We start from the raw sequence: 12,534 nt of genomic DNA, 5'->3' as shown, positions 1-12,534 counted from the left end.
GACCCCCCGCACCCCCCGGTTCGCTTCGCTCACGCCTGTTTCCTGCGGGGGGCCGACCCCCCGCACCCCCCGGTTCGCTTCGCTCACTCGACGCGCTCCCCGGTCAGCACCACGAACACGTCCTCCAGGTTGGCGGCGCGGCGGACGCCGTCCGGGCCCAGCTCGTCCTCCAGGGACGGCGGGATCGTCTCGGCCTTCAGCACCGACACCGAGGGGCCGGTGCGGCGCGTGGGCAGCCCGGCCCCCCTCGCCAGCCGCTCCACCTCCGTCAGCCGGTCGGGCGGCCCGTAGTGCTCGACGACCCGGTCGCCCGCGTGCTCGGCCACCAGCGCCGACGGGGAGCCCCGGGCGATGACGCGGCCGTGCGACATCAGCGCGCACTCGTCCGCCAGCCGCTCGGCCTCCTCGATGTAGTGCGTCGACATCAGGACGGTCGTGCCCCCGGCGCGCAACCCGTCGATCAGCCCCCACAGCTCCGCGCGCACCTGCGGGTCGAGGCCGACGGTCGGCTCGTCCAGCAGGACGAGGGCGGGCCGGTGCACCAGCCCGCGGGCGATCAGCAGCCGCCGCCGCATGCCGCCGGACAGGTCGTCCACCTTGGTGAGCTGCCGCTCGGTCAGGTGCGCGAGCGCCAGCGCGTCGTCCACCGCCTGCTTCCGTGCCCGGCGCGGCACCCGGTACAGGTGCGCGAACACCTCCAGGTTCTCGCGGGCGGTCAGCTCCTCGTCCAGGTTGTCCTGCTGCGGGACGACGCCCATCGCGGCCCGCGCGCGCTTGGAGTCCTGCGGGACGCGGAAGCCCAGCACGCGGATGCTGCCCTCGTTGGCGATCGCCTGCGCGGTCAGCATCTTCATCGTGGTCGACTTGCCGGCGCCGTTCGGGCCCAGCAGCCCCAGGCAGATGCCCGTGGGGACCTCCAGGTCGAGCCCGTCCACCGCGGTGAAGTCGCCGAAGCGCTTCACCACGCCGCGCAGGCTGATCGCCGCCGTGGCAGGGCTCCCCTGGGCAGCCGCGAGCTGCGCACGTTGCACGGTCATGCCTCTCACACTAGGGAAAAATTCGGACATAACCCCACTGGTTTTCCGCAGAGCGGAGCGGTCGCCTGCGGCTAACCTCATGGTGTGGACGTCCCCGACCGAGATGGTCAGCCGCGCCCTGCCGCCGAGAAACCGCGCCCAGCCGCCGCGAAGGCGACGAGCGTCCGCGACCTGCGCGCGTCCGACGCCGACCGGGAACGCGTCGCCGCCGTCCTCGGCGAGGCCTTCGCGGACGGGCGGCTCACCGCCGACGAGCACGCCGACCGCACCGAACGCGCCTACGCCGCCCGCACGCTGGGCGAACTCACCGGCCTCACCGGCGACCTCAGCCCCGAGGAGGCCCAGCCCATCCTCGTGGACGACCGTCCCGTCACGGTCTTCTTCGGCCGCACCCGCCGGGACGGGCGCTGGGTCGTCCCCGTGAAGCTCCCGCTGCTCGCCCTGTTCGGAACGGTCGAGCTGGACCTGCGCGAGGCCGTCCTGCAGCGCCGCCACATCGTGGTCGACTCGATGGTCCTCGGTGGCCGGATCCGGCTGCTCGTCCCCGACGGCGTCCGCGTGGACGTCACCGGACGCACCATCCTCAGCACCCGCGACCTGCGGGCCCGCCCAGTCGCCGACGGCCCCACCATCGAGGTCGGCGGCACGATGATCTTCGGCTCCGTCCGCGTCCGGGCGCCGAAGCGCACCCTGCGCGCACGCGTCCGTGACCGCTTCACCCGCGGCGGCTAGGCCCGCTACACCGCCGTGTCGAAGTTGATCGCGCTGTAGGCGCGGAGCTTGCTGAGCTGATGCTCGCTGTCGATCGTCCGGATCGTCCCGCTGCGGGAGCGCATGACCAGCGAATGCGTCACGGCCGTGCCCTTGCTGTAGCGGACGCCGTCGACCAGCTCCCCGTCGGTGATGCCGGTCGCGGCGAAGAACACGTCGTCCGAGGTCACCAGGTCGTCGGTCGTCAGCACCTTGCCCGGCTCGTGCCCGGCGCCGACGGCCCGCTGCCGCTCCTCGTCGTCCTGGGGCCACAGCCGTCCCTGGATCACGCCGCCCAGCGCCTTGATCGCGCACGCCGCGATGATGCCCTCCGGGGTGCCGCCGATGCCGAGCAGCATGTCGACGCCCGTCCCGGGGCGGCACGCCATGATCGCGCCGGCGACGTCACCATCCAGGATGAACTTGATCCGCGCCCCGGCCTCGCGGACCTCCTTGACGATGCCCTCGTGCCGCGGACGGTCCAGGATGCAGACGGTCACGTCGTGCGGCGACGAGCCCTTCGCGCGGGCGACCGCGCGGATGTTGTCGGCGATCGGACGCTCGATGTCGACGGCGCCCGCCGCCTCCGGGCCGGTGACCAGCTTCTCCATGTAGAACACCGCGGACGGGTCGAACATCGACCCGCGCGGCGCCACCGACAGCACCGCGATCGCGTTGTTCATGCCGAGCGCGGTCAGCCGCGTCCCGTCCACCGGGTCGACCGCGACGTCGCACTCGGCGCCGGAGCCGTCCCCGACCTCCTCGCCGTTGAACAGCATCGGCGCGTTGTCCTTCTCGCCCTCGCCGATCACCACGACGCCCTGCATGGACACGGTGTTGATCAGCTGGCGCATGGCGTTCACGGCGGCGCCGTCGGCGCCGTTCTTGTCCCCGCGGCCGACCCAGCGGGCCGCGGCCATGGCGGCGGCCTCGGTCACCCGGACCAGCTCCATCGCCAGGTTGCGGTCCGGGGCCTCGGGCTCGGTCGTGAGCGGAGAGGAAACGGTGGTCTCATCGGACATGGCGGCCCAGCCCTTCGGTCGGCGCGACCCGGCGGTCGGTGTTGCCCGGATTCTCCGTGGACCGGATGCCCGGCCACAAATTGGACCAGACCAGCCGGGGTCACGGAGCGTACCGGCGCGTCCGGCGCGGCGGGGGGATTCGGCGGCCGTGCCGGCAAGGGATCGTTTCCCCCTGGGAGAGGGCGTAATCTCAGGCGACATGAGCAGCCACATCGACGTCCCGTCCGGCGAGGTGACCCCGAACGGCGAGACGGGGACCGCCGGCGCCCCCGCGCGCACGTCCGACCGCGGGGCCGCGACCCGCGGCGCATTGCTGGCCGCTGCGCGGGACGTCTTCTGCGAGTCGGGCTTCGCCCAGGCCGCGGTGACCGACATCGTCGCCAAGGCGGGCGCGAGCGTCGGCAGCCTGTACCACCACTTCAGCGGCAAGGCCGACCTGTACCTGACGCTGTTCGAGGAGTTCCAGGTCGGCCAGCAGGAGCGCACCCGCAAGGCGATCAACGCCGTCCGGGAGGCGGGCGAGACCGACCCGATGCGGCAGTTCATCGCGGGCGCGGGCGCCTACCTCGACGGCTGCCTGGCGGAGCGCGACGTCTCCCGGCTGTTCATCTCCGGCGACGGCCCGCCCGGCTTCGACCGCGTCATGCGGCAGCGGCTCGGCAAGTGGGCGCGCCGCAGCGCCGCGCTGTTCCACACCTCCGACGGGGGCGTGGACGAGGCCCTGGTCGTGGTGCTGACCGGCGCGATGGCGGGCGCGGTGTCGGAGATCTCCCTCATGGACGACGAGGACGCCGCCCGCAGGCTCGCCGACGAGATCATGGCCATCGTCGGCACCATCACCAACCCCGGTACGGGGCAGCGCTGACCGTGCGGGATCCTGGAGGGGTGACCGAAGAGGACGCATCCGAAAGCCCCGCAGGAACGGCCCCCACCGAAACGGCTCCCGGCGGGCGGCCCGTGGTCGAGGTGAGCCCCGCCGTGCACAAGCGGCTGACCACGGGGCTCGGCGGCTTCTCCATGGCGATGGCCGCGTGCCTGCTGGTCGTCCTGGCGATCTACCTCATCACGCCCCGCAGCAACGAGGAGATCCTGCCGACCGTCGACTACGGCTCGCAGCTGTGGGCGATGCGCAACGACGCGCCGTTCACCTCGTACGCGCCGGAGGGCCTCCCGGCCCGGTGGCGTCCGACCAGCTCCCGGCTGAGCGGCATGGGTACCGACGGCAAGAAGCCCGTCGCCTGGCATCTGGGGTTCGTGACCCCCGGCGACGAGTACGCGGCGCTGGAGCAGAGCAACGAGAAGGCCTCCGAGTACGTCCCGCGCATGACCAACAGCAGCAAGCCGGTCGGGACGCAGCAGGTCAACGGCGTCGCCTGGACGAAGTACCACCGCAAGGACAAGAAGGCGAACTCCCTGGCCCGCACCCTTCCGGACGGCGTGAGCCTCGTCGTGACCGGCACCGCGTCCTACGAGGAGCTGGCGATCCTGGCCGCGTCGCTCAAGCCGCAGAGCAAGAAGGACGCGGGCCTGACCCCTTCGGCGACCCCCACAACCGGCCCCTGATCCTCAGAAGGGCGCGGCGGCCTCGCCGTTCTCGGGCCTGTCGAGCGCGGCCGCCAGCCGGGCCCGCGCGCCTTCGAGCCACTCCTCGCAGATCGCGGCGAGCCTCTCGCCCCGCTCCCACAGGGTGAGCGACTCCTCCAGCGTCAGCCCGCCGGCCTCCAACCGCTTGACGACGTCCGCCAGCTCGTCGCGCGCCTGCTCGTACGACGGCTTCTCCGCCGTCCCCTTCTCGTCCGCCACCTGCCCCACCTTAGGGCTCTCCCCGCTCTACCACGGTCACGCCGAGACTGCCGCGGGCCAGCCGGACCCGGAGCCGCTCGCCGTCCTCGACCACCGCCGACTCCCGCACGACCGCCCCGCCCTCCCGCTGGACGATCGCGTACCCGCGCTCCAGCGTCGCGGCGGGGGAGAGGGCCAGCAGCCGGGCGCGGGTGTGCGACAGCTCGTCCCCGGCCCGGTCCAGCGCGCCGGACAGGCACCGCCGCGACCGGTCGCGCAACGCCATGACCTGCTCGGACTGCCGTTCGATCTCCCGCACCGGGTCGGCCAGCGCGGGCCGCGACCTGATCGCCCGCAGCCAGGCCAGCTCCCGCTCCACGCCGCCCGCCAGGCAGCGCCGCCCCCGGTCGCGGAGCTGCCGGACGAGCTGGAGCTGCTCCCGCACGTCCGGGACGGCCTTCTTCGCCGCGTCCGTCGGGGTCGAGGCCCGCACGTCCGCGACCAGGTCGAGAAGCGGGGCGTCCTGCTCGTGCCCGATCGCGCTGACCACGGGCGTGCGGGCCGCGGAGACCGCGCGGACGAGCGCCTCGTCGGAGAACGGCAGCAGGTCTTCCATCGCGCCGCCGCCCCGCGCGATGATGATCACATCGATCCCGGGATCGGCGTCGAGCGCGTTCAGCGCCTCCATGACCTCGCCGACCGCGTACGGGCCCTGCACCGCGGTGTTCTCCACCCGGAACTCCACCGCCGGCCACCGCCGCCGCGCGTTCTGCAGGACGTCGTGCTCGGCGTCGGAGTCGCGCCCGCAGATCAGCCCGATCTTGCCTGGCAGGAACGGGAGCGGTCGCTTGCGCTCCGGCCGGAACAGGCCCTCGGCGGCCAGCACTCGCTTGAGCCGCTCCAGCCGGGCGAGCAGCTCGCCGACGCCGACCGGCCGGATCTCCAGGACGCTGAGCGAGAACGTCCCGCGGTTGATCCAGAAGTCGGGCTTGGCGTGGACGACGACGCGCGCCCCGTCCGTCACCGCGGGCCCCGCGGCCTCGAACACGGCGCGCGGCCCGACGACCCGCACCGACATGTTCGCCACCGGGTCGCGGAGCGTCATGTAGACCGTCCCGCCGCGGGCGTTGAGGTCGGTGATCTGGCCCTCCACCCAGATCCGGCCGAGCCGCCCGATCCAGCCGCTCACCGCCTGCAGGACCGTCCGCACCGGGACGGGGGATTCGGCCGTGGTCTCCATCGCCATGCCGGAAGCCTACGGGGCGCCGAGCAGTTCAACCTGCGCCTGCGCCACGTCGTGCTGATGCTCCGGCGGGCCGGGGCCGACCAGCCGGTCACGTCCTCGACAAGCTCCTCGGCGCGTCCGGGACGCGCGCTCCCTGACCCCGAGACGGAGGTATCCGTGCACGCGAGGCCCCCGGCGGCCCCGAAGGGCGGCATCCTGAGGCGCCCATGTCGGTGTGGGCGACCGCCTTCGCGGCGGTCGTCGCGTTCATGCGCGTGATTCAGCTGGTGCCGTTGAGCTTGGCTATGCGTCGTTCGTACATGCCTATGACGTCCTCACGGGCGGCGTGCTCACGCTCGTACTCGCGCAGCAGCTTCACCTGGTCAACGGACAGGCCGCGCAAGCGCGCGCGGAGCTGAGGCAGGGACGCGTTGTCGTAGTCGGGCACCGGCAGGTCAGCCGACTTGGCCGAGGGTTCGGCCGCAGGCTTGGCGGCCTTCGGGCTCGGCGCGGGCTTGGCCTGCGGCGCGGGCTCCGGCTTCGGCTCGGACGGCTCGGGCTTCGGCGCGGGCTCGGCGACGGGCTTCGCCTTCGCCTTCTCCGCCTGGGCCGACTTGTGGTGCCTGCCCAGCGCGCCCGGCCTCGCGGGCTTCGGCGGCGCCCCCGGGCGGGCGTGCTTCGGCGTGTGCCCCGTCCCGGCGCCCGGCTTGCCGATCGAGATCTCCTCGGCGGCGGCCGTTCCGGCGGCGCCGTTCCCCGCGGCGGCCCTTCCCGCGGCGGGCCTCGGGCGGGCCGGGGGCTCGGCCACCCGGGCGCGGCGGACGGGCTCGTCCTCGCGCTCCCCGGCACGGGCCGGCTCCCCGGCACGGGCCGGCTCCTCGCCGCGGACGCGCTCCACCACGTGTCCGACGACCTTCCCGGCCGTGCCCTGGACGTCGTCGCGCAGCCGCCCGAGCACCGGCTTCACGCCGCCGCCCTCGGTGATCTCCTTGTAGTCCCTGGTCATCCGGTCGCCGAGGAGCAGCGCCCGGCCGACGCCGAACATGGCCAGCCGGACGGCGTGCAGCGGAAGGTCGCGGACCTGTTCGCCCACCGTGTCCTGCACCTGCTGCCTGAGGCGGCGCGGCGATCTCGTCATCGTCTTTCCTCTTCCTTGCCGACGTGAACACCGAATCGGGTCGTACGGCAGTGGCTTGTCGAATGTCACTCTGCCCCATGGGCGCGATCGTGGTCACCCCGGGTTAATGGATTTCTGTCCAAAAGCGGCGTGCGGTGGGTCACGTCGCCGTCACTCGTACGATAGACGCATGACCGCGAACACGAAGCGCCGTGTCCTGCTCGCCAAGCCGCGTGGTTACTGCGCGGGCGTCGACCGCGCCGTGCAGGCGGTCGAGATCGCACTGGAGAAGTACGGGGCGCCGATCTACGTCCGGAAGCAGATCGTCCACAACGTCCACGTCGTCAAGACGCTGGAGGAGCGCGGCGCGATCTTCGTGGACGAGACCGAGGAGGTCCCCGAGGGCGCCATCGTGGTCTTCTCCGCGCACGGCGTCGCGCCCGTCGTGCACGAGGAGGCCAAGGGCCTGAACCTGCGCACCATCGACGCGACGTGCCCGCTGGTCACCAAGGTCCACAAGGAGGCCGTGCGGTTCGCCGCCGAGGACTACGACATCCTCCTGATCGGGCACGAGGGCCACGAGGAGGTCATCGGCACGACCGGCGAGGCGCCCGACCACGTCCACCTCGTGGACGGTCCCGGCGACGTCGCCCGCGTCACCGTCCGCGACCCGGAGAAGGTCGCGTGGCTGTCGCAGACCACCCTGTCGGTGGACGAGACCATCGCCACCGTCGAGAAGCTGCGCGAGCGGTTCCCCAAGCTGATGGACCCGCCGTCCGACGACATCTGCTACGCCACGCAGAACCGGCAGGTCGCGGTGAAGGAGATGGCGGCGCGGGCCCAGCTCGTGATCGTGGTCGGCTCGACGAACTCGTCCAACTCCGTCCGGCTGGTCGAGGTCGCCAAGGAGCACGGCGCCGACGACGCCCGCCTCGTCGACTACGCCGAGCACATCGACCCGGCCTGGCTGGAGGGCGTCGCCACGGTCGGCGTCACCAGCGGCGCGTCCGTCCCGGACGAGCTGGTCCAGGAGGTCCTGGCGTGGCTGTACGAGCGCGGCTTCGGCGAGGCGGAGGAGATCGAGTCCGTGGAGGAGAGCATGCGCTTCTCGCTCCCGAAGGAACTTCGCAAGGACCTCCGCAAGAGCCTCCCCATCACGCCCGTCTGAGCCCGGGTCGGGTCCGCTAGTCCACGTCGCCGTGGTGCAGGCGGCGTTCCCGCGTCGTGGCGGGTGACTCGTCCCACCGGACGGGGTTCTCGTTCTCCTCCTTCTCGAAGAGCCGGACCCCGGCGAGCTTGTCCCGTAGCTCCCTGACGTTCGTCCTGAGCCCGCGGGCGAGGCAGATGACCACCACCAGCACCGTGCCGAAGAACAGCCACGGCGCGGTGGACGCGAGCGCGGTGAGGACGCCGACGGTCACCGCGCGCAGCAGCGACCCGTCGCCGAGCGCGGTGGCGAGGACGACCGTGAACGTGGCGGCGAGGAACACCAGCGGCGGGCTGACGACCAGCGTGAGCAGATCGGCCGGGCGCGTGGCGAACGCGGCGAGGGCGCAACCGGCGGCGAACCCGCCGCCGGCGAGCAGCGGCACGCCGAACCAGCGCGACAGCAGCCCGCACACGACGCCCGCCCCGAACATGACGACGATGCCGCCGCGCCCGGTGAGGCTGATCGGGCCGCCGGACGAGGTGGCCGGGCGCCTGCGTCCGGAGGAGCCGCCGCGCTCACGTCCCACTGGACCCTCCAGGGCCGGCGAGGCGCCGCCCGGCGCGTCGCGTACCGTCATGACCTCATCGCCACCCCTCGCCGGTGGAGGGACGCCCTCCCATGCCCCCAGGTCCGCCTCGCTCATGGGTGTTCCGCCGATCACTCTGGTCGGGGATGGCCCGTCCGCCGAAACCTATCGGTTCCGCGGCCGATCCAGGCTGGGACCATTCCTCATCGGGCATCTGGTCGTCCTTAATGTCCGCGTCCTCCATGGCGCCCGCGTCCTTCATGGCGTCGAACGGCTCGTCATGTGCGGTGAGTTCCGCGGCGGAGAGCGAGCGCGGGCTCTCCTCGACGGGACGGGCGCCGTCCAGGTCGTCGTCGACCACGCCCAGCTCGTTCAGCTTGCGGGCGCTGACCAGCACGCGCGTCTCCAGCGTCCCGATCGTCCGGTTGTAGGACTTGATGGCGCCGGTCAGCGCGCGGCCCAGCTCGTCCACGTGCTGCCCCATCGTCCCGAGGCGCTCGTACAGTTCCTTGCCGAGGTCGAAGACCGCGCGGGCGTTCCGCGAGAGGGCGGCCTGCTGCCATGCGTAGGCCGCCGTCCGCAGCATGGTGATGAGGGTCGTCGGCGTGGCGATGTGCACGCGCCGCCGTATGGCGTGCTCCAGCAGACCCGGGTCGCGGTCGAGCGCGGGCGCCAGGAACGCCTCGCCCGGAATGAACAGGACGACGAATTCCGGCGCCGGGCTGAACGCCTGCCAGTACGACTTCGCCGCCAGCCGGTCGACATGGTCGCGCAGATGCCGGGCGTGCGCGTCCAGCCGTACCTGATCGCCTGTTTCCGCGGCCTGGAGGTACGCCGCCAAGGAGACCTTGGAATCGACGACGATGCTCTTACCGCCGACCAGCCGTACCACCATGTCGGGACGGACCGTCCCGTCGACGGTGACGGCACTGGCCTGCTCGTCGAAATCGCAGTGGTGCGCCATCCCGGCGAGCTCCACGACGCGGCGGAGCTGGAGCTCGCCCCACCGTCCGCGCGCCTCGGGCCGCTGCAGCGCCCGGACGAGCGACTGCGTCTCGCGGCGCAGCTGGTCGGAGCTCTGCCGGACGAAGTCGACCTGCTTGGCCAGCATCGCGTGCGACTCGCGGCGGCCCGTCTCGACCTCGCGGAGCTGCTCCTCCACCTTCGCGAGGGTCTCCTTCAGCGGCGCGACCAGGTGCTCGACGGCCTGCTGCCGCCGCTGCAGCTCACCGGCCGCCTCGACGCCCGCCGCCTTGAGCCGCGCGTCGGCCAGCTCCAGGAACCGCTGGTTGCTCGCGTCCAGCGCCTTAGCGGACAGGTTCTCGAAGTGCTCGGCCATCCGCTCCTCGGCGTAGGCGAGCTTCTCCTCGGCCGCCCTCGCCCGCGCGATCAGCGCCCCCTGCCGGCTCGTCGCGAGCGCGTACCCCACGACGACGCCGAACACGGCGCCGACGAGGAGCCCGGCGAACAGCGCGACGTCCATTGGCTCATCGTGGCAGCGCGCCCGCGAACGACGACCGCGACGCGCCGTGACCCCCGCCGTCCCCGGACATTTGGCCCAACGTTCACCAACCCGCGGGCCCCTGGATCATCTGGGCAGCCCAAGCGGTGGCCGGACGTCCGTAAACTTGACCGCCGTGAGCCTCTCCATCGGAATCGCCGGGCTGCCCAACGTCGGCAAGTCCACGCTGTTCAACGCGCTGACCAAGAACGACGCGCTGGCCGCCAACTACCCGTTCGCGACCATCGAGCCGAACGTCGGCGTGGTCGGCGTGCCCGACCCGCGGCTGGCCGTGCTGGCGGAGATCTTCGGCTCGCAGAAGATCATCCCGGCGACGATGGAGTTCGTGGACATCGCCGGCATCGTCAAGGGCGCGTCCGAGGGGCAGGGGCTCGGCAACAAGTTCCTCGCCAACATCCGGGAGACCAACGCGATCTGCCAGGTCATCCGCGCCTTCGAGGACCCGGACGTCACGCATGTGGACGGCGACGTCGCCCCGTCCCGCGACATCGAGACGATCAACACCGAGCTGATCCTGGCCGACCTCCAGACGATCGAGAAGGCGCTGCCGCGCCTCGACAAGGAGGCCCGCACCAGGAAGGACAAGGAGAAGCTCGCCGTCGTCGACGCCGTCAACGCCGCGCAGAAGCTCCTGGACGACGGCGTCACGCTGTTCGCGGGCGCCGCGGCCGCCGGGATCGACCTGACGCTCCTGCGCGACCTGCACCTGCTCACCGCCAAGCCGTTCCTCTACGTCTTCAACCTCGACGAGAGCGAGCTGACCGACGAGGCTCTGCGCGCGCGCCTGCGCTCCCTGGTCGCCCCCGCCGAGGCGATCTTCCTGGACGCCAAGATCGAGGCGGAGCTGATCGAGCTGCCGGACGACGAGGCGCTCGAACTGCTGCAGGGCATGGGCCAGGAGGAGTCGGGCCTGTCGCAGCTCGTCCGGATCGGGTTCGCCACCCTCGGCCTGCAGACGTACCTGACGGCGGGCCCCAAGGAGTCGCGGGCCTGGACGATCCGCACGGGCGCCACCGCGCCGGAGGCGGCCGGGGTCATCCACACCGACTTCCAGCGCGGCTTCATCAAGGCCGAGATCGTCTCGTACGACGACCTCACCGCCGCCGGGTCCATGGCCGCCGCCCGCACCGCGGGCAAGGTCCGCATGGAGGGCAAGGACTACGTCATGCAGGACGGCGACGTCGTCGAGTTCCGCTTCAACGTCTGACCTGTATGTGAACAGGCGCGTGACCTGTGTGACTTTGACAACAGCGGGGCCCCGCGAAGTCTCCTGGGGCCGATGAGGCCCGTGGGTCCCGAGCGTCGCCTGAGCTGGGCGTTTTGATGGTAGACGTCCCGAAAACGACACTTTGCCGGGTTCCTGGGGAACGGATTGCGGTCGGGGCCGTCACCAGGTAACCAAGCAACTCCCGACACGCGGTGCTTGTCCGGATCCTGGACCTGCGCACCGTTCGGAGCCTTGGATAGGGGATCGTCACCGTTTGGCAATCTTCCCCGTTCCTGCTGAGGTGGATTGCATTATCCACAACCGCGCGGCGGGGCTGTGCTTCACTGCGATGCGCTGGAACAATTGACGCTCGTGGTTACGCTGGGCCCGGGGTGGGTTCAGAAAGGCCACCGGGCAACACGACCAGGCACACAGGACCGCGCCGACCGGGGGCGAGGCGCGAGCGGAGGCAGGATGGCTCGCAGGTCGGCCGTGGGACGCGGCCGTGACACCGCCGTCGTCGACGAGACGGCGACGCCCGGCCGGGCGCTCGCGTCGTCCGCCGACCCGTGGGGCCTGCCCCCCGGCGGCCGGGCCAACCGCAGGCGCGGCGGCCGCGGAGGCGGCGGCGACGGCCCCCGCGGCGGCCGCTGGGGCGGATCCGGCGGACGCTGGTGGGTCTGGGCCGGACGCGCCGTGCTCTGGGCCCTCATCCTCGTCATCCTCGTCAACGGCGTCCGCGCCCCGTTCGAGCGCTTCACCGCCGAGGAGGATCCCGCGGCCCCGGCCACCGGTCCCAAGCCCACGAGGGGCACCGGGTTCCCCAGCAGCGCCGCGGGCGCGTTCGCCCTCCAGTTCGCCAACGTCTATCTCAACTACGACCAGAAGACCGCCCCCGCCCGCGAGACCCAGCTGCGGACCTTCCTGCCCGAGGGCGCCGATCCCCAATTCGGCTGGAACGGCGCCGGCAAGATGCAGGTGCAGTCCGTCCAGGTCGCCGGAGTGGACGCCCGCGACGCCAACAACGCGACCGTCACGCTGCTCGCCCGCACCGCCGACAAGTGGCTCCGCCTCGCCGTTCCCGTCTACGCCGACCGGAACGGCTCCCTGGTCGTGTCCGCACGTCCCGCCCTCCT

At 72.2% G+C, this 12,534-nt stretch carries 13 protein-coding genes; 6 read left to right on the top strand and 7 right to left on the bottom strand.

The window, feature by feature from the left end:
- Positions 1–83: 83 nt before the first annotated feature.
- Complete coding sequence (locus tag ETD83_RS32865) at positions 84–1,037, bottom strand: ABC transporter ATP-binding protein (protein ID WP_138649104.1); 954 nt, start codon at positions 1,035–1,037, stop codon at positions 84–86.
- Positions 1,038–1,121: 84 nt separating this feature from the next.
- Here ETD83_RS32865 and ETD83_RS32860 point away from each other — a divergent pair, with 84 nt between their 5' ends.
- On the top strand, positions 1,122–1,769 hold the full coding sequence (locus tag ETD83_RS32860; protein WP_138649103.1) for a DUF1707 SHOCT-like domain-containing protein: 648 nt from the start codon (positions 1,122–1,124) through the stop codon (positions 1,767–1,769).
- 5 nt (positions 1,770–1,774) lie between these two features.
- Here the strand turns inward: ETD83_RS32860 and glpX are convergent, their stop codons facing one another.
- Positions 1,775–2,809: a class II fructose-bisphosphatase gene (gene glpX / locus ETD83_RS32855; RefSeq protein WP_138649102.1), complete on the bottom strand. Its 1,035-nt coding sequence runs from the start codon at positions 2,807–2,809 to the stop codon at positions 1,775–1,777.
- 199 nt (positions 2,810–3,008) lie between these two features.
- Between glpX and ETD83_RS32850 the strand changes: the two genes are divergently transcribed.
- Complete coding sequence (locus ETD83_RS32850; RefSeq protein WP_138649101.1) at positions 3,009–3,674, top strand: TetR/AcrR family transcriptional regulator; 666 nt, start codon at positions 3,009–3,011, stop codon at positions 3,672–3,674.
- Between the two features lie 20 nt (positions 3,675–3,694).
- Positions 3,695–4,372 carry a DUF4245 domain-containing protein gene (locus tag ETD83_RS32845; RefSeq protein WP_230421346.1) on the top strand — a complete coding sequence of 226 codons (678 nt, stop codon included), beginning with the start codon at positions 3,695–3,697 and terminating at the stop codon, positions 4,370–4,372.
- Between the two features lie 3 nt (positions 4,373–4,375).
- On the opposite strand, the gene ETD83_RS32840 is transcribed toward ETD83_RS32845, so the two are convergent.
- From ETD83_RS32840 to ETD83_RS42985, 3 genes are all read right to left on the bottom strand, one after another.
- Positions 4,376–4,612, bottom strand: coding sequence for an exodeoxyribonuclease VII small subunit (locus ETD83_RS32840; protein ID WP_138649100.1), 237 nt, complete (start codon positions 4,610–4,612; stop codon positions 4,376–4,378).
- A 10-nt stretch (positions 4,613–4,622) separates the two neighbouring features.
- Positions 4,623–5,837, bottom strand: a complete 1,215-nt coding sequence (gene xseA, locus ETD83_RS32835) for an exodeoxyribonuclease VII large subunit (RefSeq protein WP_138649099.1) — start codon at positions 5,835–5,837, stop codon at positions 4,623–4,625.
- 259 nt (positions 5,838–6,096) lie between these two features.
- Positions 6,097–6,954 (bottom strand): hypothetical protein, encoded by an 858-nt coding sequence (locus tag ETD83_RS42985; RefSeq protein ID WP_171064566.1) that lies wholly within the window; start codon positions 6,952–6,954, stop codon positions 6,097–6,099.
- 169 nt (positions 6,955–7,123) lie between these two features.
- On the opposite strand from ETD83_RS42985, the gene ETD83_RS32825 reads away from it, so the two are divergent.
- Entirely contained in the window at positions 7,124–8,101 is a 978-nt protein-coding gene (locus ETD83_RS32825) for a 4-hydroxy-3-methylbut-2-enyl diphosphate reductase (RefSeq protein ID WP_138649097.1), read from the top strand.
- A gap of 16 nt (positions 8,102–8,117) precedes the next feature.
- On the opposite strand, the gene ETD83_RS32820 is transcribed toward ETD83_RS32825, so the two are convergent.
- Both ETD83_RS32820 and ETD83_RS32815 read right to left on the bottom strand, forming a co-directional pair.
- On the bottom strand, positions 8,118–8,720 hold the full coding sequence (locus tag ETD83_RS32820) for a DUF6542 domain-containing protein (RefSeq protein WP_230421345.1): 603 nt from the start codon (positions 8,718–8,720) through the stop codon (positions 8,118–8,120).
- A 4-nt stretch (positions 8,721–8,724) separates the two neighbouring features.
- Complete coding sequence (locus ETD83_RS32815; protein WP_138649096.1) at positions 8,725–10,152, bottom strand: DNA recombination protein RmuC; 1,428 nt, start codon at positions 10,150–10,152, stop codon at positions 8,725–8,727.
- Positions 10,153–10,306: 154 nt separating this feature from the next.
- Here ETD83_RS32815 and ychF point away from each other — a divergent pair, with 154 nt between their 5' ends.
- On the top strand, positions 10,307–11,398 hold the full coding sequence (gene ychF, locus ETD83_RS32810; RefSeq protein ID WP_138649095.1) for a redox-regulated ATPase YchF: 1,092 nt from the start codon (positions 10,307–10,309) through the stop codon (positions 11,396–11,398).
- Between the two features lie 474 nt (positions 11,399–11,872).
- The coding region (locus tag ETD83_RS32805; RefSeq protein ID WP_138649094.1) for a conjugal transfer protein at positions 11,873–12,534 on the top strand (662 nt) is incomplete at its 3' end.

It is taken from the genome of Actinomadura soli (assembly GCF_005889715.1).
GTDB classification, from domain to species: domain Bacteria; phylum Actinomycetota; class Actinomycetes; order Streptosporangiales; family Streptosporangiaceae; genus Spirillospora; species Spirillospora soli.
Note: the sequence above shows the minus strand (reverse complement) of the source record. Positions and strands in the feature narration are given on the sequence as shown.

What these genes read in the sequence shown, in the direction of transcription:
- ETD83_RS42985 (WP_171064566.1), bottom strand. Translation starts at nt 6,954, where the DNA reads ATGACGAGATCGCCGCGCCGCCTCAGGCAGCAGGTGCAGGACACGGTG.
- ETD83_RS32865 (WP_138649104.1), bottom strand. Translation starts at nt 1,037, where the DNA reads ATGACCGTGCAACGTGCGCAGCTCGCGGCTGCCCAGGGGAGCCCTGCC.
- ETD83_RS32850 (WP_138649101.1), top strand. Translation starts at nt 3,009, where the DNA reads ATGAGCAGCCACATCGACGTCCCGTCCGGCGAGGTGACCCCGAACGGC.
- ETD83_RS32825 (WP_138649097.1), top strand. Translation starts at nt 7,124, where the DNA reads ATGACCGCGAACACGAAGCGCCGTGTCCTGCTCGCCAAGCCGCGTGGT.
- xseA (WP_138649099.1), bottom strand. Translation starts at nt 5,837, where the DNA reads ATGGCGATGGAGACCACGGCCGAATCCCCCGTCCCGGTGCGGACGGTC.
- ETD83_RS32815 (WP_138649096.1), bottom strand. Translation starts at nt 10,152, where the DNA reads ATGGACGTCGCGCTGTTCGCCGGGCTCCTCGTCGGCGCCGTGTTCGGC.
- ETD83_RS32820 (WP_230421345.1), bottom strand. Translation starts at nt 8,720, where the DNA reads ATGACGGTACGCGACGCGCCGGGCGGCGCCTCGCCGGCCCTGGAGGGT.
- glpX (WP_138649102.1), bottom strand. Translation starts at nt 2,809, where the DNA reads ATGTCCGATGAGACCACCGTTTCCTCTCCGCTCACGACCGAGCCCGAG.